The sequence below is a fragment of the Paenibacillus sp. WLX2291 genome (assembly GCF_046603665.1).
Classification (GTDB): domain Bacteria; phylum Bacillota; class Bacilli; order Paenibacillales; family Paenibacillaceae; genus Saccharibacillus.
The window spans coordinates 1,592,740-1,612,973 of record NZ_CP176755.1; the positions used below are offsets into that span (position 1 = coordinate 1,592,740).

A 20,234-nucleotide genomic window follows, 5' to 3' on the forward strand; every position below is an offset into this window, starting at 1 on the left:
TTTTAGATATAGGTTTGCAGACACATCGCAACACGCAGCCCTATCATCAACCTATACTCAAATTGACTTTTCGACATCAACCCCTGATGCCTGAATACACTAGGAGGCTATCATATGAATACAGTAGATCGTATTCTGGAAAAAGCACTACAAGGCGGTCGTCTGGATGTGGAAGATACGATTGCACTATATGAATCGGATCAGATTGAAAAAATGGGTCATGTTGCGAATCAGATTATGATGCGCCACAATCCCGATCCGATCACGACGTTTGTTATCGGTCGTAACGTCAACTATACAAACGTATGTGACGTGTACTGCCGTTTTTGTGCCTTTTACCGTCGTCCCGGTTCGCCGGAAGGTTATGTATTGCCGGACGAAACGATCCTGCAAAAGATTCAGGAAACCGAGGACGTAGGCGGTACTGAGATTCTGATGCAAGGCGGAGTCAACCCTGATCTGCCGTTTGATTATTACCTGAATATTTTGCGTAAAATCAAACAGCATTTCCCGAATATCACCATGCACTCCTTCTCTCCAGCGGAGATTATGAAAATGCAAAAACTATCTGGACTGTCGATGGAAGATACGATTCGTGCGATTCATGAAGCGGGTCTGGATTCGCTGCCAGGTGGTGGCGGCGAGATTCTCGACGACCGTACACGCCGTAAAATCAGCCGTCTTAAAGGCTCATGGCGTGATTGGATGGACGTGATGCAAACTGCTCACAAAGTCGGCATGAATACAACCGCAACGATGGTAATCGGTTTTGGCGAATCGTTTGAAGAACGCGCATTGCACATGCTGCGTGTACGTGAAGCGCAGGATGAATGTATCCGCAACGGTTACGATTCGGAAGGCTTCCTGGCATTTATCTCCTGGACATTCCAGCCGGATAATACCAATATGAAAGCCGAAAAACAAACACCGGAACAATATTTGAAAAATGTAGCGATTAGCCGCATTTTCCTGGATAACATCAAGCATTTCCAATCGTCTTGGGTAACGATGGGACCGGAAGTTGGCAAAATGTCACTGCAATACGGTTGTGATGACTTCGGTAGTACGATGATGGAAGAAAACGTCGTATCTGCCGCTGGTACCACTCACAAAGTCAACATCGAGCAAACATTGGAAATCATCCGCGCCGCTGGCAAAATTCCAGCACAACGCGATACGAAGTACAATATCCTGCAAGTGTTTGACGACAAAAACCAGAAGATCCAGCGCGACTTTATTATGCAGAACTAATAGCAGGTATGTGATGCGTACAGCATAATATGCTGTACGAATACAACCGCAAATTGCGCAAAGTTTCATATATTGAAATATCAAAAGCTCTGTAATCCATAATGGACTACAGAGCTTTTTTTTGGATTCATAGTCAGGGTTTTCGTATATCAGTTTTCCGAAAACTGTACAACAATCCAACCATTCCATACAATTTAACTTATCACTTATCACTTATCACTTATCACTTATCACTTATCACTTATCACTTATCACTTATCACTTATCACTTATCATTATATTCATGCTTCAAACGAATAAGCGCGCTCTACTTTGCATATTTTCAGTGAGTAGCCAGCGTACCATTGCTCTTTCCCTTTGTCTTGAGCAACTTGATGTGTCGGGTTTTCCTTCCAGTGTCGAATCGATTCCAGATCGCGCCAGTAGGAGATGGTAACACCTGCGCCGCCAGTATCGCGATAACTTTCTACACCGAGAAAGCCCGGCTGACGGGAAGCCATATCTACCATTACATCGGACATTTGACCATATCCGTGATCTCCTTCTGTGCGCTGGCTACTGAAGATAACGGCGTAATACGGGGGTGTTTGCTGTTCAAGTGGTACATGCATACATGATACTCCTTTCGATTTTGCGGGGTTGCTTGCATATGATACATTAGATTATAACGAGGAATGCTGAATGAGAAAAATGAATGTTTGGATACAATAAGTGAATCTTTTTCATGTACGATAGGAGGATAGCTATGAGTCTCCAACGTTATCGAATATTGCAAAAAGTAGTGCATACCGGCAGTCTTGCCGTCGCCGCCCGCGAGCTGCAATTAACACCTTCTGCGATCAGTCATGCGATCACGTCGTTGGAGCAGGAATTGGGGCTGAAATTGCTGCTGCGTAAACGGGAACATGTGCAGCTTACTGCCGAAGGAGAATTGGCATGGCAGCATATCCGTACGATTTTGCATGAACAGCAGCTGTTGATTCAGAAGGTAGACAGCTTGCGGGAACTGGAGACAGGTATATTGCGCATCGGTACATTTTCCAGTGTGTCTATGCGCTGGCTACCCTATATACTGGCTGAGTTTCGTCAACGATATCCGCAGATTACGATTCAGCTGCGAGATGGTTCGTATGATGAGATTACAGGCTGGATTGCCGCAGGGCAGATAGAATTGGGGTTCATTAGCGAGACCCATACGGCAGGATTACCGTTTCAATTGCTGTATGAAGATGAGCTATTTTGTCTACTGCCAGATGGGCACCCATTGTCTGATGAACAGGAGCTGCATGCAGAGCAGCTTCGGCAAGAACAATGGATTTTACCTGTGCTCGGTTGTGATACAGGTGTGCGAGGCTTCATAGCAGAATGTGATTGGAAGCCGTATATTGCGTATGAACTGGAAGATGATCACAGTATGATGGCGATGGTGCGGCAAGGGCATGGCATTACGATTTTGCCGGAGTTGATTATGGATCCTTCTGATCGACAGGGAATGCGGCTGGTGAGATTATCCGGTCGCCCTTGTCGTCGTATCGGCTTAACTGCTCTGAATCTCAATGATCTATCACCCGTCGCCCGTCATTTTGCTGCATGTGTTATGGAGTTATTGCTGAGTGATGTACATACCTGATGAAGGAGCTGATATTGATGAAACTTATGTTTATTTCCGATATTCACGGTTCGCTGCACTGGTTGCAAATGGCACTGGACAAAGTCCAAGTCGAGCAGCCGGATCAACTGATTTTGCTAGGTGATTATATGTATCATGGACCACGTAATCCGCTACCAGACGGTTACGATCCTGCTGGTGTCGCTGAAGCTCTGAATCAGTACACAAGTCAAATCATCGGCATCCGCGGGAATTGCGATTCTGAAGTGGATCAGATGCTGCTGCAATTCCCGATGATGGGTGACGATGTTCAATTGTATGTGGACGGTCGCCGTATCTATGTCACACACGGTCATGGCTACAGCATCGACAAGCTGCCACAGCTGAATGCAGGCGATGTATTGATTCAAGGGCATACGCATGTACCCGTCGCCGATATAAAGGATGGCATCTATATCCTGAATCCCGGCTCCATATCATTGCCCAAAGAAAACTATGCGAACTCCTATGGCATTCTGGAAAATAACATCTTCACGGTCAAAGACTTCGATAATCAAACGATCAAATCTATTGAGTTTGCATAAACAGCGATTGCGATTCGAACGAAACTTTACAGAGATCAAAAGCATAGAAACGCCTAAACTGAATATACAATCGACGATATAGCAAAACATATCGCTCGCAAATGCTTGACGCCACTCCTACACACTTTTATAATAATTGAAGCAACGATTCCATGCGCTGGGTAAGAAAAAACAGCATGATGGCGTTATGCAATCACATATCTGTGCAATGACAAAGACAACAGCACCATGCCTGTCCGGTCCAGAGAGAGGGAAGTTCTTCACGCTGTAATTTCCTCCGGTTGACGATGGCTGCTTACCCCTTTCGAGCAATGATGTTGAACCCGGTACGGTCTGCTTCAGACCTCTGTGACCGTCAGTAAGCATGATCGGTTCATCTCCGTTACTAGATGTTCAATGAAGGATTCTGTCCCGCCTGCAATGTTACCAATTGCTCTGTGTGCTGGTGCAGAATTGAATCAGGGTGGAACCACGTGTGTACATAACGCTCGTCCCTTTGCCGGGGCGGGTGTTTTTTGCTGTTTATAAAAGAAAGGGAATGAAGCGTAGCCCGAACGGTGCCTTACGATCCATCATGCAATGTACAAACAGTATCTAGCATGATCTATTTTGTATCCAGAGAGGAAGATTGAAGATGGCAATCGAAATTAAACTGCCTGACGGCTCGGTTCGTCAGTACGAAGAAGGAAACAACATCGGCGATGTCGCCAACTCCATTAGCAAAAGCCTGTTCAAAAACGCGATAGCTGGTAAATTGGACGGAATCGTAGTCGATCTGAATACACCGCTGCATAACGGCGCACTGGTTGAGATCGTAACCGCAGATAGTGCAGACGGCGTGGAGGTTATTCGTCATAGTACGGCTCACTTGACTGCCCAAGCGGTCAAACGTCTATTTGGTGCCAAAGAAGTAAAACTGGGCGTAGGTCCTGTGATCGAGGACGGCTTCTACTACGATATGGATCTGGAGCATTCACTCAATCCCGAAGATCTGCAAAAGATCGAAAAGGAAATGGAGCGTATCGTTAACGAGAATCTGCCGATTACACGTCGCGAAGTGAGCCGCGCGGAAGCACTGGACATTTTCCGTGAACTGGAAGATCCGTACAAAATCGAATTGATCGAAGCGCTGCCGGAAGACAGCATTATTACGATTTATGATCAAGGCGAATTTTTTGATCTGTGTCGCGGTCCACACGTACCATCCACAGGCAAACTGAAAATTTTCAAATTGCTGAGCGTAGCTGGTGCTTACTGGCGCGGCGATAGCAAAAACAAAATGCTGCAACGTATTTACGGTACAGCATTTAACAAAAAAGCCGAGTTGGAGCAGCATCTGCATTTCCTCGAAGAAGCGAAGAAACGCGATCACCGCAAGCTGGGTAAAGAACTAGGCATGTTCACATTCTCCAATCTGGTTGGTCAAGGCTTGCCAATCTGGCTGCCTAACGGTGCCAAGCTGCGCCGTACACTGGAGCGTTATATCGTTGATCTGGAAGAAAAATTAGGCTATAGCCACGTATATACACCAGTTCTCGGTAACGTTGAGCTGTACAAAACATCCGGTCACTGGGAGCACTACCAAGAAGATATGTTCCCAGTGATGAGCATGGACAATGAAGAACTCGTCCTGCGTCCGATGAACTGTCCGCACCATATGATGGTGTACAAGAGTGACCTGCGCAGCTACCGTGATCTGCCGATCCGTATAGCCGAGCTGGGTATGATGCACCGTTACGAAATGTCTGGCGCACTGACTGGTCTGCACCGTGTACGCGCGATGACGCTGAACGATGCGCATCTGTTCGTACGCCCAGATCAGATCAAAGATGAGTTTGCCCGTGTTATTCAACTGGTGCAACAGGTATACAAAGACTTCGGCATCAGCGACTATCGCTTCCGTCTGTCGTACCGCGATCCACAGGATACTGAGAAATATTTCCCGAACGACGAAATGTGGGAAATGTCCCAGCGTATGCTGCGCGAAGTCGTCGAAGATCTGGATCTGCCATTCTTCGAAGCAGAAGGCGAAGCAGCATTCTACGGTCCGAAGCTGGACGTACAAATCCGTACTGCACTGGGTAAAGAAGAAACGCTGTCGACTGTACAGTTGGACTTCCTGCTGCCAGAGCGCTTTGAGCTGGAATATATCGGTGACGATGGTCAGAAGCACCGTCCGGTCGTTATTCATCGCGGTGTCATCAGTACGATGGAACGCTTTACTGCCTTCCTGCTGGAGAACTTTGCCGGTTCGCTTCCACTGTGGTTGTCCCCGGTACAAGCGAAAGTTATCCCGGTATCGACTGCATTTGAAGAATATGCACGCAAAGTTGAAGATCAGCTGCGCCTGAGCGGTGTAACCGTTGAAGCCGATCTGCGCAACGAAAAACTGGGCTACAAAATCCGCGAAGCCCAGCTGGAGAAAATCCCGTACATGTTCGTTGTCGGCGAAAACGAGATGAATGCAAACAGCGTCTCCGTACGTAAACGCGGCGAAGGCGATATTGGCGCTATGCCGCTGGATGAAGTAGCCAAACTACTGAGCCAGCAAATCGCAGATCGCACCATTTTCTAAATCGGAATTTGGACCATTGTCGAATCATCTTCTTGTTCTCATGGAATGTAAAAGGAAATAATTGACTGTAGTTTACGCCTATTTTGCGCGAAAACGCAGCTATTGCTGTCCATTTCTTCTATAATGAAAGCATCGATCTTCATGATCGGTGCTTTTTGTTGTTGAGTTATTCCATACATGGGATTCAACGACATCGTGCTACTTAATGAAAAGCCTACTGTTTAGATATTGTAATCTATCTATGAGCTACACTTATGAGGCATGTGAGTGCATCATGTCATAATCTGCGTATGGTACTCAGTCTGTAGACCGAGATAAGGTTCCGCCTATTGCCGCTATGCAGAGAGGCTATATTTTTTTACACTTAGAGTATGAATGAACGAAGGTATGCGTACTGGAATGATATAGAGATGAAAGTAACAGGCAACAAGAAAGCGAGGGGCTTCATATGAATCGTCATATGTTCCGCAAAACGTTCTGGGGATTGACTCTGATTGGACTTGGTTTGGTCTTTCTGCTGGATCGACTGGATATTATCGATTGGGGCGTAAGAGATGCACTAGTTCTACTTTGGCCACTGTTTTTGCTGGAGATCGGTTTAAACGAGCTGCTGTTCAAATGCAAAAAGGATGTTGGCGGCTGGATTATGACCATACTGGGTGTATATTTCCTCGGACGCAATCTGGATTGGTTTGACTATTCGATCGGCGATCTGATTCGTCTGATGATTCCGCTCGGATTCGTATTTTTCGGATTCCGTATGCTGACTGGCAAAGGTCGTTCCGATCATAAGCGTAGAAAGCATGATCAGGAGCATGGTAATCCGTACGCTGATCAACCATCATCACCTTATAACGCTAGCCCACCGCCACCGCCGGCTCCTTCTTCGTTGGACGATCTGTTTGATGAGAAGTTAGGACGCAAACAGAATCCGTCCTCATCCGAATCTTCTGCTTATCAGCACGAAGCAGTAGGGAATCCAGCGCAGCAAGGATTTGGCGAGAAAAAAGGCCCGAATCTGCGCAAGGATGAACATTCATTCGAGGATGGATTTCATGACCCTTTGCATGAAGAGCGTATGCACCACAATACGCAAACCCGTCAGGATGATCTATCTGGCTGGGGGAATGTTAACAAGCAGAATTGGCATCAGCACAAGCAAGATTTCAAAGATCATATGCGCCGCATGAAGCAGGATAAGCAATGGCATGCGGAACAGTGGAAACAGCAGCATAAGCAGGGGCATCATTATGCGGGTAATCGGTGCAGCAGTCGATATAATCAGCAACATGGCTATGGTGGTAATGTAGAGAATCGTTCCAATTTTATCGGCGATGTGCATATCGGCAAAGATTATTTTGAACTAAAACCGCTGAATATTTCTCATTTTATCGGTGATACGATGCTGGATTTGACAAAAGCTCAAATTCCATATGGTGTGACCAAGATCAATGTCTCTGCCTTTATCGGCGATGTCAAAGTATTTATCCCAAGCGGTGTGGAAGTGAGTTTCAAAGCGCAGGGCAATTCGTTTATCGGTAATATGGATATTATGAATCGCAGTATGGATGGTATGATGAATCAGCTGAGCGGCGAGACGAGTGATGACGAATCGACGGGCAAACGGGTTGAAATCGCGGTAAGTGTATTTATCGGCGATATCCGAATTAACCGAGTGGGGTAAGATGACGATGCGGACAAAGTGGTTTAAAAATATCAAATGGGAATTAATTGGCTTCTTCGGTATTGTAGGCGTGTTAACTACCATTACAATCTATGTCGCCTTGAGCCGGGATTACCATCTGCTGGTTATGCCGGAAAATTGGTATCTGTACTTTATCGGTCTGATCGCTATCTCGCTCATTGCTGGTTATGTTGCCGGTCAGCGGGTACAGCGACGGATCGATAATGTCCATTTGCAAATGACACAGGTGGCAAAAGGGAATTTCGGTGCTCGACTGCAACCTATCGAAGATGAATCATTTAACCGTGTACATGAAGAATTTAACGAAATGATGAGCACGGTGGAGCGCAAGATGCGTATTCTGCAACAGCTTGGCGAGCGTGAAGTGATGGAACGTACGCGTGAAACCGAGCAGGCGGTGCTGGAAGAACGTCGCCGGATGGCACGCGATCTGCATGATTCAGTCAGCCAGCAGCTATTTGCTATTCATATGTCTGCGTCCTCATTGCCTAAAGTACTGGAACGTAATGAGCAGCAGGCTAAGCAGGTGATGGATCAATTGATCCAGATGTCCCAGCTCGCGCAAAAACAAATGCGTGCGCTCATTACCCAGCTTCGTCCGATGGAGCTGGAAGGGCGCTCGTTGACCGAAGCGCTGGATACATGGTTTCCGGATTATTGCCGTCACAACGGTTTAAAAGGGATTCAGGATATGGAGCTTGTCGGGGAATTGACTGAGGCCAAAGAGCGTCAGCTTTTTCTCATTATTCAAGAGGCACTGGCGAATATCGTCAAACATGCGGACGCTTCGATTGTCAGCCTGTCATTGCAGGAGGAGCGTCACCATGTGTCTTTACATATTAGCGATGATGGTCGCGGCTTTGAAATGGGACTGCACAAGCAGGGTTCCTATGGGTTGACCATTATGGCGGAACGGGCGGAGAAGCTGGGCGGGCAGGCCGAGATTATCAGCAAGCCGGGAGCGGGAACGACGATCCGTATTCATATCCCGACATTTGAACATAACAACAGGGGAGCGGATGAGCGTGGACAAGATCAAAATATTGCTGGCAGATGACCATGATATGGTACGAATGGGTTTGAAAACGTATCTTATGCTGGATGATCGATTTGAAGTTATTGCCGAAGCCGCAGATGGGCAACAGGTCATTCAACTGTTAGAGCAGGGCATTGATGGCGGTATGCCGGATTTGATTTTGATGGATATGATGATGCCTGTTATGAACGGTGTCGAAGCAACGCGTCATATTATACGGCAATATCCATATTTGAAAATTGTCATTCTGACCAGCTTTCTCGAAGACGAGATGGTGGTGGAGGCAATCGAGGCGGGAGCGGTTAGCTATATATTGAAAACGGTCTCCGCTGAAGAATTGATCTATGCGCTGCAAGGAGCAAGTCGTGGTATGCCTGTAATGACCGGTGATATTTCGCAGGCATTAACACGCGGATTACGTCAGCGCAGCACCAATCAGGAGGAATCATCCGATCTGACTGCTCGTGAACGTGAAGTATTGATGCTAATCGCCGAGGGCTTGAGCAACAAGGAGATCGCCGAAGAACTGCATATCAGTATCAAAACGGTTAAAACGCATGTCAGCAATCTATTGATGAAATGCGAACTGGATGACCGTACGCAGCTGGCAATCTTTGCGCATCGCAAAGGCTGGGTCACTCAATATTAAGCCAGTTTTAAGATGAATTCTTACATGTAGAACGATTCATATGACGTTCATAAACGATCAAACCGCCGATTCTGGCGGTTTTTTGCTGTTTTTCCATACTTGATCTGGTGAGCAGGCAAGGATTTATTTTCTTTTTAATTGATTTTAATGTGAAGTTAAGGTTAATAAGCGAATATAACAATGTACCAAATGAGACGCAAACGATCTACACAGGCATTGCACTCATATCATGGGAATCTGGGAGGTTTTCTTCATGGAAGATAAGAACAAACATCAGTTTAATAACGGCCAGAACGATGAAGGCCAAAACAATCATACAGCAAACTCGGCTTCAAACGAAGCCAACAGCGAGCAATCGCATTACTATTCATACGGTCCATTTCAATCGCTTAACAAGGACAACAGCAATGAGCAATCGTCAACCACGTCCGACAATCAGGTAGAAGCGACGCCTCCTGCTCCGGTTCGTCCCATTTACAGTTCGGATTCCAACAATGCAGTGCCAAGCAGCTCGCCAAACGATCATCTCAACAATCTGCACAATACCGGTAACGGAAATGGTAATGGTGGATACAACGGTAATGGATATGGTGGCAATGACGGAAACAACCGCAAACCTCAATTCCAATACAACAAACCGAAAAGCCCTATCAAAACTGTGGTCGCTTCCGTACTTGCCGGCATGATCCTAATGACCGGTGGGATGTATGGTGCAGATCGTGCCAACCTGTTTACAGGCGGCGAAGCTGCGACCACATCAACAGGAACAGCATCGACCACCAACGCGACACCAGCTGAGAGTAATACCGTCACGCAGGCAGCATTGCCAGCAGGATCAGCAGATGTAGCGGATGTCGTGAAAACAGCCAGCCCGGCTGTTGTTAAAATCGAAACGTACACCAATTCCAGCTCTGGCAGTGGAGGTAGCAGCAGCCCTAACTATAGCGATCCGATGTACCGTTTCTTTTTCGGTGATCAATTCGGCGGCGGAGATGGTAGCTCCGGCGGCTCAGGTTCCGGCAACGGCGGAAATGGTAGTGGCAGCGGCAGTGGCTCGTCGGGTGGCTTGACCCCGCTCGGTATCGGCTCTGGCTTTATTTTCGATAAAAGCGGGTATATCCTGACCAATGCTCACGTAGTCGGTGATGCGAGTACAATCCAGGTTACACTGGAAGATAACAAAACACCGTACGAAGCCAAGCTGATGGGCAAAAGTACAGACCTCGATCTGGCTGTACTGAAAATTGAGCCAACGGAAGGTCAAACCGACTTTCCTTACATTTCACTCGGTAACTCGGACAATGTATCGATCGGTAGCTGGTTGGTCGCCATCGGTAACCCACAGGGGTTTGATCATACCGTAACAGCAGGCGTACTGAGTGCGAAGGAACGCAGTATTACCGCTTCCGACGCGTCCAACGGCGAATCGACCAAATATCAGCATCTGCTGCAAACCGATGCTTCCATTAACCCTGGTAACTCTGGTGGTCCGCTGCTGAATATGCAGGGACAAGTGATTGGGATCAATACCGCGGTGAGTGAAGACGCACAAGGTATCGGCTTTGCAATTCCGTCCAACGAAGTTGCCAAAGTCGTAGATAATCTGAAAAATGGTAAAGAAATCCCGGCTACTCCGGTTCCATTTATCGGTGCATCCCTAATGACGCTAACTCCGGAAATTTCCAAACAATTAGGTGTTGATACTACTAGCGGTTCGGTTGTAACGGAAGTATTGTACAGATCTCCTGCATACCAGGCTGACCTGCGTTCGTACGATGTTATTACAGGCATCAATGGTACTGCCTATACGAACAGTCAAGACTTGATCACAGCGATTCAAAAATTGACTGTTGGTGATAATGTAACCTTGAACATCATCCGTGATGGTAAGAAAATGGATCTGAAGGTAGCAATCGGTGATCGCAATCAATACGAGAAAACCGTAGGCACTTCGGGTACAGAAGGTAATCAATAATCGCATACGCGATTTTATATAACAAACAGGCGGAAGGGGTATCCTTTCCGCCTTTTGTGTGGGCAGCACATATAGTCTATTTTTCAATTCATTGTTACAATAGGACTAATACTCACATTACAGAACGATGACCAAAGGAGAAGCTGCGATGAGACCAACGATTCTAATTATTGATGACGATGAAAAAATTATTTCCATGCTCCGACGTGGGCTGGCATTTGAAGGATATGAAGTATTGACCGCTTCTAACGGAGCGGAAGGATTAAACAAAATGCTGGAAAACGATCCTGCGGTAATGGTACTTGATGTGATGATGCCACAAGTGGATGGTTTTGAAGTATGCCGACGTGTGCGCGAAGCGGGAATTTCCGTACCTATTCTGATGTTAACTGCCAAGGATGAAGTGGAAAATCGCGTCAAAGGGCTAGATGCCGGAGCAGACGATTATCTGGTGAAGCCATTTGCGCTGGAAGAATTACTGGCACGTGTACGGGCATTGCTGCGTCGTAAGCCGGATGCAGACAGTGCCAACACGAACCGATTGAGCTTTGAGGATCTGACACTGGATGCAGATGCGCGCGAAGTGACACGCGATGGGAATCGTCTGGAGCTGACAGCCAAGGAATTTGAACTGCTGTATCTGTTTATGCAAAATCCGAAGCGTGTACTTTCGCGTGATCTGATTATGGATAAAATCTGGGGCTACGACTATAGCGGCGAATCCAATGTGCTGGAAGTGTACATTGCGATGCTGCGCCAGAAAACGGAAGAGCATGGCGGCAAACGCCTGATTCAGACAATCCGTGGTGCCGGTTACATTTTGCGAAACAACACCTAGGAAAGGACGGACAGTATGTCAATACGTTTGAGGCTGACAGTATGGTATTCCGGCATATTAGCAGTAACATTGATGCTGTTCAGTATCGCCATTTACGCATTTGTATATTTTAATACGTATCAGGATTTGAGCAACCGTCTAACGGAACTGTTCAACAATCAGATCAATGTGTCGGTAGGTGTTCCCGATGAGAACGGAAGTATTGACTTGCTCCCTTCCCGCAAAGATTACAATCGACTGATTGATGCGGGACTTCGGTTTAAACTAGCTAACTATACCGATTCATCCAAAAATTTGACGTATAACGGTTCTTTTCTAAAAGTCCCTGATAAAAATAAAATACCCGCAAAATGGCAAGAGGTCAGTTACAATGAACGCACGTATCTGATTGCTTATGAGCCTGTACCAGATACGATAGATCCGCAAAATATACTGGGTGTATTGATTATTGCGTCGGATATGACGGATTCACATCAGTTGTTTGACAATCTGCGTGTGACGCTCATTGTCGGCTCGCTGGCGACGCTGTTTATTGCCTTTACCCTCGGGCTATTTCTGGCGCGCAAATCCATGGCGCCTATCGGCAAGGTGATCAAGGCAGCCAATCAGATCCAGAATGGAAAAGATCTGAGCGTTCGTATTGATTATGACGGTCCCGCAGACGAAATCGGGCAGTTGATCAGCACTGTGAACGGCATGTTTGGACGTACTGAGGTGTTCTACAAAGAACTGGCTGAAGCTTATACAGCACAGCGCCGATTTGTATCGGATGCGTCTCATGAATTGCGTACACCGTTGACTACTATTCGCGGGAATGTCGATCTGCTGCAAAAAGCATGGAATAAAAAGCCGCACGAAGCTCCGCATCTCGATGAAGAGATGCTCAAAGAGCTATCGATGGAAGCAATCAATGACATTTCCGATGAAGCCAAACGGATGAGTCGTCTCGTCAATGATATGCTCTCGCTAGCGCGTGCTGATGCGGGGCAGACGATTATGAAAGATGCGCTGCCTGCTGGCGAATTACTGGAAGAAGTCGTACGCCGGGCACAGTTTATTCCGCACCGCGCAGACTGGCAACCGGACATTTCGCCACAGCTGCATGAGTACTTTGTGTACGGCAACAAAGATTATTTACAGCAGATGCTGTTTATCTTTATCGAAAATGCGTTTAAATATACGCCGGAAGGTATTGTTACACTTGACACTGTTCTGTACCCGGATCAGATCGGTATTCGCATTAGCGATAGCGGGATCGGCATGGATCAGGAAGAGGTGCCACATATCTTCGAGCGCTTCTACCGTGCAGATGAATCGCGTGGTGTGACGCCAGGTACAGGTCTGGGTCTGTCTATTGCTAAATGGATTATAGACGCTCATGAAGGCTCTGTGGAGGTCGTTACCGCCAAAGGGAAAGGAACTACCTTTGTCATCTGGCTGCCGCTTGCTGCGGTGCCAGTAGAAGGCGAGATTCTAGCGGACAAATTGCCAGACGGCGAAGAAATATTGGAAATGAAGCCGGATCGCGATACCCGCAAACCGGGTCGACGCGACTCGAAAAAGAAACCGGAAAAAAACGCGCAAAAGAACGGAAAAGACGATCGTAAGCCGGATTCTCCTTTTTCGACCTGAATCGTATTGTACCGTATGACGTATAAGGAATACGCGGACATATAAACATGCACTAGCATCGCGGCACAGTTGACATTCGGATAATCGTACGTTCCGAACCGTCGGCTGTGCCTTTCCTGTCACCGCTCTGATAAGGTATAATGAAATTGTTGTTGCTCCTTTGCGAGCAAACCCCAGAAAGCAGGTGTTAAGCCCATCATGGAAATCGTAAAAATTGCGCCACGCGGATACTGTTACGGTGTCGTTGACGCTATGGTGATTGCACAGCAGGCCGCACAGAATCCGGATCTGCCGCGACCGATTTATATACTTGGTATGATTGTACACAACAGTCATGTAACCCAAGCTTTTGAAGATCAAGGTATTGTTACACTGGACGGTCCGAACCGTCTGGATATTCTGGATCAAGTAGAGAGCGGTACGATTATTTTCACCGCTCATGGCGTTTCTCCAGAAGTCCGCCGGATCGCTCGTGAAAAAGGATTGACGACCGTGGATGCAACTTGTCCCGATGTTACTCGTACCCACGATCTGATCCGCGAGAAAACAGCAGAAGGATATCATGTAATCTATATCGGCAAACGGAATCACCCAGAGCCAGAAGGCGCGATCGGTGTCGCACCAGATTATGTACATCTGATTGAAAAGGAAGAGGAGATCGACGAACTGGAAGTGAATGCCGAGCGCATTCTAATTACGAACCAGACGACGATGAGCCAGTGGGATATACGCAAGATTATGGAACGCTTGCAGGAGAAATTCCCGCATGCCGAAGTGCATAACGAGATTTGTCTGGCAACTCAGGTTCGTCAGGAAGCGGTCGCTGAACAAGCAGGACAGGCTGAACTGGTTATCGTTGTTGGCGACCCACGTAGTAATAACTCCAACCGTTTGGCGCAAGTATCCGAGCAGATTGCTGGTGTGACAGCGTACCGCATCTCCGATATTACAGAGCTGAATCGTGAATGGCTGCTAGGCAAATCCAGAGTAGCTGTTACAGCAGGTGCGTCTACGCCAACCCCGATTACGAAGGAAGTTATTGGATATTTGGAACAATACGATAATGACGATCCTTCCACTTGGGAGATGATACGTACGGTCAATCCGAATCGTTTGTTACCGCCTGTACGTGAGAAAAAAGGTAGAACGACCAATCAACCGGTTCGTCGTTAAATCGTTTCTATGAAGCTGTCTAATAGCTTAGTCCGATACATTATCATTCGAAAAGTACTGTGTTTGCCCCTCCGGCGGACACAGTGCTTTTTGTATATTTGGGATTTTTTATCATACAAAAATTACGATTTCATAACCATAAGCAGGCAAATGATCATCTATTTAAAGCAAAATAAGATGTCTTACATTTACATAATCCGTATAAGAATTTGCATTTTCGTCACAACTGATATTATTGACACTGATAGACAAAAGGTGTATATTTACTTTAGTGATTAAAAGCTTAAAAGCGTGCAAGCTAAAAAGCATAAAATCAATAAAGCGAACGCTAATTTATAGGAACGATAATTTATAGTTGCTTAGTATTTATAATCTCAATGTCCCAAACTATACAATCCTACAGGAGAGGAAGATTTTATTATGATTATCCATGTATCCAAACAAACATCGCAGGAGCAATTGAACCAGATTGTAGAGCTTGTACAACAAGAGGGAGTACAAGCGCATGTATCGCATGCTACCGACCGCATCGTAGTTGGTATGATCGGCTCGGTCAAACCGGATTTGGTAGCACGTCTTCAACAGATGAACGGTGTACAGTCAGTGAACAAAGTGTCCAAATCTTACAAATTGGCAAGTCGTGAATTCCATCCAGAGAATACAGTGATTCGCATCGGAGATGTGAATATCGGCGGTGGTGAACTGGTCGTTATGGGCGGTCCGTGTGCGGTAGAATCACCGCAGCAGATTGACGAAATTGCTCGTCTGGTCAAAGCCGCAGGTGGTCAGGTATTACGCGGAGGTGCGTTCAAACCGCGTACTGGTCCATACAGCTTTCAAGGAGTTGGAGTGGAAGGTCTGATTATGATGGCTGAAGCAGGCAAGAAGCACGGTCTGCTCACGATCACTGAGGTTATGACACCGGAATATGTTGATATTTGTGCAGAATACGCGGATATTTTGCAGGTCGGTACTCGGAATATGCAGAACTTTGATCTGCTGCGCAAGCTGGGCGAGATTCGCAAGCCTGTGCTGTTGAAACGTGGATTCAGCGCGACATATGATGAATTGCTGAATGCAGCAGAATACATTTTGGCAGGCGGTAATCCAGATGTAATGCTGTGTGAGCGTGGTATTCGCACGTTTGAATCATACACGCGCAATACGCTTGATTTGTCAGCGATTCCAGTGCTGCAACAACTGAGCCATTTACCGGTTATTTCCGATCCGAGTCATGGTACAGGACGCCGCGAATTGGTAGAGCCGATGACTAGAGCGTCCGTAGCCGCAGGTGCGGATGGCCTGATTATCGAGATGCATACCGATCCAGACAACTCGATGACTGGTGATGGTGTTCAATCGCTGTTCCCGGATCAGTTTGCTCATTTACTGCGCCAGCTGGAACAATTGTCTCCTATTATCGGCAAAAGCTTCAACACGCCCAAAGCACCAGCAGAGCAGTTTGCCGTGTCCGCTCAGTCGTAAGAGGTAATATAGGACAAATCTTCTTTAATCATGAATTATTGACTGAATAGTACCTGAATATAGACTGTTATTTACGTTATTTTCGATAAATGAAACAGCTTATTGTACATGTACAGATTGAACACTTGAACAATGTGAGAAGACAGGATGTACTTCATTGCCTTTGCCACAACATATTCGTAAAGCGCACAACGTTACTTCTGTACAAACAAATGCAAAGAAATAGACATTAATAACAAACCGCAAGGCAAAAAGACTGGTAGATCAAGGAATCTCGGTCTTTTTGTCTTATTATTTATGATGTTTTCTCACAGTGTAAGCTCTTTCAAAATTAGAATGAATCAAGAGCAGACTTGTAGTTTGCAAAGGAAAGGAGTAATATGCCTTTTAAATATATTGCTGATTTGACGCTTTAAAGCGGCTGATACATATCATTAGCACTGAGATGTAATAATCGCCGATTGACGAGTATAATTCTTTTTTGGTAAGCTAGTAAGTGTAAGCATATCTTACATTTCAGCCAGAAATATATTACATGGCTATTGACGATGTTAGGTTTAAGGTTTTATAATGACGACAGAAAAAAAACGAGAAAATGAACATTGAACGTTAGAAAAAGTTGTAATGTTCGGAAATTTGGGGAGGAAAGTACAAATGCCGGTAGAAAATGTATTGAAACTCGCACAAGAAAACAATATTGAGTGGTTTGATTTCCGTTTCGTGGATCTGTCTGGACGTGCACACCATATCTCGCTGCCATCTAGTGAAGTTGATGAGGATACGTTTGTAAATGGTGTAGCGTTTGACGGTTCTTCTATTCCGGGTTTCCGCGGTATTGAAGAGTCCGATATGGTTATGATGCCAGATCCGGAATCGGTGTTTATCGATGCGTTTACTGCTCATCCAACACTGAATATCATGTGCAACATCTACACACCGGACGGCGAGCGCTATGAGCGTGACCCACGCGGTATTGCCGAGAAAGCAGAAGAATTTCTGCAATCCAGCGGTGTAGGTACAGCGGCATTCTTTGCTCCTGAGTCCGAATTTTTCATCTTTGACGATGTTCGCTACCAAAGTGACACTAACGTATCTGCGTATTCCGTAGATTCGAACGAAGCGTTTTGGAACACTAACCGCAAAGAAGAAGGCGGCAACCTTGGTTTCAAAATCCGCAAAAAAGGCGGTTATGTACCGGTTGCTCCAGTTGATTCCCAGCAAGATATCCGCAGCGAAATGTGTCGCCTGCTGGAAGAAGCTGGTCTGAAAATCGAGCGTCACCACCATGAAGTGGCGACTGCCGGTCAAGCAGAGATCAACTTCCGTTTTGATACATTGAAATTCACAGCAGATAACCTGATGAAATACAAATACATTGTGCATAACACAGCACAACAATATGGTAAAACAGCAACATTCATGCCGAAACCACTGTTTGGTGATAACGGTAGCGGTATGCACGTTCACCAATCTATCTTCAATGGCGATGAGCCGTTGTTCTATGAAAAAGGTGGCTATGCGAACCTGAGCGAAATGGCGCTGCACTACATCGGTGGTATTCTGTACCATGCACCAGCTCTGATCGCACTGACAAACCCAAGCACCAACTCGTTCAAACGTCTGGTTCCTGGTTACGAAGCGCCGGTTAACCTCGTATTCTCCAAAGGTAACCGTTCCGCAGCGGTACGTATCCCGGTAGCTGCTGTAACACCAAAAGGCTGTCGTATCGAGTTCCGTACACCAGATTCCACTGCCAACCCTTACCTGGCGTTCTCCGCTATGCTGATGGCTGGTCTGGACGGTATTAAAAACAAACGAGATCCTCGCGAACTGGGCTATGGTCCTTTCGACAAAAACATCTATGAGCTGTCCGATGCGGACAAAGAAGGTATCCGCAGCGTACCAGCTTCCTTGGAGGAAGCACTGGATGAACTGGAGAAAAACTATGAGTTCCTGCTCGAAGGTGACGTATTCACTGAAGACTTCATTACAAACTACATCGCATTCAAACGTGCTGAAGCGAAAGACGTAGCGATTCGTGTACATCCACACGAATTCAGCCTGTACTACGATTGCTAATACGAATGTAGTCTGATGAAGATGCAAATGGCATATACGCCTACCCAATCCTCCGGAATATCTGTTCCGGAGGATTTTTTAAATCAAGCTGCGATCAATATACTGAAATTGGTAGTTATATTGGCAGGTGCTTTACCATCGTGATATGACTGAAAAGCCGTTTGTAAAGTGAAAATCTACTGGAATAGCAAGGATCGTGTTGCATAGCCTTGTTCGGAAATAGGTTTCATTGAAGCAATATATCTGTTTGGTATCAAGTGATTGTGTGTGCAACTGCAAAGTGACAAAAGGCACTTGCTTGGTTCAACAATTGCTGATATTATAGCGATAATTACCATGAACCTGACATCACTGCATTACAGGATTAAAGATGGCAGGCGTGATCTGAAAGGGTGGAGAAAGAGATGACCAAGAGAGCATACAATTTCAATGCAGGTCCTGCAGCGTTGCCGCTGGAGGTGCTGGAACGCGCCCAGAAGCAATTTGTAGACTATGAAGGTACTGGAATGTCCATTATGGAGATGTCGCACCGTGGAGCCGTCTACGAGGGCGTACATAACGAAGCAGAACAACGCTTGTTGTCCTTGTTTGGTAACCCGAAGGGGTACAAGGTATTATTCCTGCAAGGCGGAGCAAGCACGCAGTTTGCGATGCTGCCGATGAACCTGTTAACGGAAGGCAAAGTGGGTAGCTATGTTGATACAGGCAGCTGGGCGGGGAAAGCGATCAGCGAAGCGAAATTGATCGGTGAGACGCATGTCGTCGCTTCAAGCAAAGCTGCTAATTATATGAGCGTACCGGATTTTGATACATTTGATATTCCGGCTAACGCTGCTTATGTGCATCTGACCTCCAATGAGACGATTGGTGGGGTACAGTTTTATGAGTTTCCGAATACCGGCGATGTGCCATTAATTGTGGACATGTCTAGTGATATTCTGAGTCGTCCGCTGGATATTAGTCAGTTTGGTATGATCTATGCAGGTGCTCAGAAGAATCTGGGTCCATCCGGTGTAACGGTCGTTATCGCTCGCGAGGAGCTGATTAACGAGTCGCCGTCGCATATTCCGACGATTTTCCGTTATAGCACGCATGCGAGTAACGGCTCCCTGTATAATACGCCGCCATCGTTTGCGATCTATATGGTCAATGAAGTATTGAAATGGATTGAAGAGAAGGGCGGTCTGGAAGGCATCGCCCGTCTCAATGAGCAAAAGGCTACGCTGATCTATGATGCGATTGACAACAGCAATGGCTTCTACAAAGGAGCTGCTGATTTTTCGAGCCGTTCCCTGATGAATGTTACGTTTAGGCTGCAAACGGAAGAACTGGAAAAAGCCTTTATTAAGGCATCCGAAGAGGCTGGTATGATCGGTTTGAAAGGTCATCGTAGTGTTGGTGGACTACGAGCATCGATTTATAATGCTGTTCCTTATGAAAGTTGTCAGGCGCTGGTGGATTTGATGGAAAAATTCCAAGAAAATCACAGCTAAACAAGCAACTTTTGCAACGAAAATGCGTTAAAAAGGTAAAGCCTTCCCCGTCGGGAAGGCTTTTTTTAAAAATATTCAACTATTTTTTGTCAAAAGCTGTCGCAATTTACCGAGATCGGTTATAATCAAAAAGTACTATATAAAAGGTGG

At 46.2% G+C, this 20,234-nt stretch carries 15 protein-coding genes; 14 read left to right on the forward strand and 1 reads right to left on the reverse strand.

Going from position 1 to position 20,234, the window contains the following annotated elements; genetic code table 11:
• The first annotated feature begins 114 nt into the window (after window positions 1–114).
• Complete coding sequence (gene mqnC / locus ACDE64_RS06915; RefSeq protein ID WP_411345743.1) at window positions 115–1,251, forward strand: cyclic dehypoxanthinyl futalosine synthase; 1,137 nt, start codon at window positions 115–117, stop codon at window positions 1,249–1,251.
• 281 nt (window positions 1,252–1,532) lie between these two features.
• Here the strand turns inward: mqnC and ACDE64_RS06920 are convergent, their stop codons facing one another.
• Window positions 1,533–1,862 (reverse strand): antibiotic biosynthesis monooxygenase family protein, encoded by a 330-nt coding sequence (locus tag ACDE64_RS06920; protein ID WP_411349461.1) that lies wholly within the window; start codon window positions 1,860–1,862, stop codon window positions 1,533–1,535.
• Between the two features lie 134 nt (window positions 1,863–1,996).
• Between ACDE64_RS06920 and ACDE64_RS06925 the strand changes: the two genes are divergently transcribed.
• The 13 genes from ACDE64_RS06925 to serC all read left to right on the forward strand — a co-directional run bounded on the left by ACDE64_RS06925 (window position 1,997) and on the right by serC (window position 20,084).
• Window positions 1,997–2,881: a LysR family transcriptional regulator gene (locus ACDE64_RS06925; RefSeq protein ID WP_411349462.1), complete on the forward strand. Its 885-nt coding sequence runs from the start codon at window positions 1,997–1,999 to the stop codon at window positions 2,879–2,881.
• 17 nt (window positions 2,882–2,898) lie between these two features.
• Window positions 2,899–3,444 carry a phosphodiesterase gene (gene yfcE, locus ACDE64_RS06930; protein ID WP_411349463.1) on the forward strand — a complete coding sequence of 182 codons (546 nt, stop codon included), beginning with the start codon at window positions 2,899–2,901 and terminating at the stop codon, window positions 3,442–3,444.
• A gap of 634 nt (window positions 3,445–4,078) precedes the next feature.
• On the forward strand, window positions 4,079–6,019 hold the full coding sequence (gene thrS / locus ACDE64_RS06935) for a threonine--tRNA ligase (protein WP_411349464.1): 1,941 nt from the start codon (window positions 4,079–4,081) through the stop codon (window positions 6,017–6,019).
• A gap of 448 nt (window positions 6,020–6,467) precedes the next feature.
• A complete protein-coding gene (gene liaF, locus ACDE64_RS06940) occupies window positions 6,468–7,703 on the forward strand; it encodes a cell wall-active antibiotics response protein LiaF (RefSeq protein WP_411349465.1) in 1,236 nt (411 codons plus the stop codon).
• 7 nt (window positions 7,704–7,710) lie between these two features.
• Window positions 7,711–8,781, forward strand: coding sequence for a sensor histidine kinase (locus tag ACDE64_RS06945; RefSeq protein WP_411349466.1), 1,071 nt, complete (start codon window positions 7,711–7,713; stop codon window positions 8,779–8,781).
• Complete coding sequence (locus ACDE64_RS06950) at window positions 8,744–9,409, forward strand: response regulator (RefSeq protein WP_411345750.1); 666 nt, start codon at window positions 8,744–8,746, stop codon at window positions 9,407–9,409. Before ACDE64_RS06945 ends, ACDE64_RS06950 begins: the two co-directional genes overlap by 38 nt.
• A gap of 253 nt (window positions 9,410–9,662) precedes the next feature.
• Window positions 9,663–11,384, forward strand: coding sequence for a S1C family serine protease (locus ACDE64_RS06955; protein ID WP_411349467.1), 1,722 nt, complete (start codon window positions 9,663–9,665; stop codon window positions 11,382–11,384).
• 148 nt (window positions 11,385–11,532) lie between these two features.
• Window positions 11,533–12,222, forward strand: coding sequence for a response regulator transcription factor (locus tag ACDE64_RS06960; protein WP_411345752.1), 690 nt, complete (start codon window positions 11,533–11,535; stop codon window positions 12,220–12,222).
• Window positions 12,223–12,237: 15 nt separating this feature from the next.
• Window positions 12,238–13,854 (forward strand): sensor histidine kinase, encoded by a 1,617-nt coding sequence (locus ACDE64_RS06965; protein ID WP_411349468.1) that lies wholly within the window; start codon window positions 12,238–12,240, stop codon window positions 13,852–13,854.
• A gap of 198 nt (window positions 13,855–14,052) precedes the next feature.
• The gene (locus ACDE64_RS06970; protein WP_411349469.1) at window positions 14,053–15,027 is read left to right on the forward strand and encodes a 4-hydroxy-3-methylbut-2-enyl diphosphate reductase; all 975 of its coding nucleotides are present in this window, start codon (window positions 14,053–14,055) and stop codon (window positions 15,025–15,027) included.
• 420 nt (window positions 15,028–15,447) lie between these two features.
• Entirely contained in the window at window positions 15,448–16,512 is a 1,065-nt protein-coding gene (gene aroF, locus ACDE64_RS06975; RefSeq protein WP_411349470.1) for a 3-deoxy-7-phosphoheptulonate synthase, read from the forward strand.
• Between the two features lie 654 nt (window positions 16,513–17,166).
• Window positions 17,167–18,591: a type I glutamate--ammonia ligase gene (gene glnA, locus ACDE64_RS06980; RefSeq protein ID WP_411345756.1), complete on the forward strand. Its 1,425-nt coding sequence runs from the start codon at window positions 17,167–17,169 to the stop codon at window positions 18,589–18,591.
• Window positions 18,592–18,995: 404 nt separating this feature from the next.
• Complete coding sequence (gene serC / locus ACDE64_RS06985) at window positions 18,996–20,084, forward strand: 3-phosphoserine/phosphohydroxythreonine transaminase (RefSeq protein ID WP_411349471.1); 1,089 nt, start codon at window positions 18,996–18,998, stop codon at window positions 20,082–20,084.
• The last annotated feature ends 150 nt before the right edge of the window (window positions 20,085–20,234 follow it).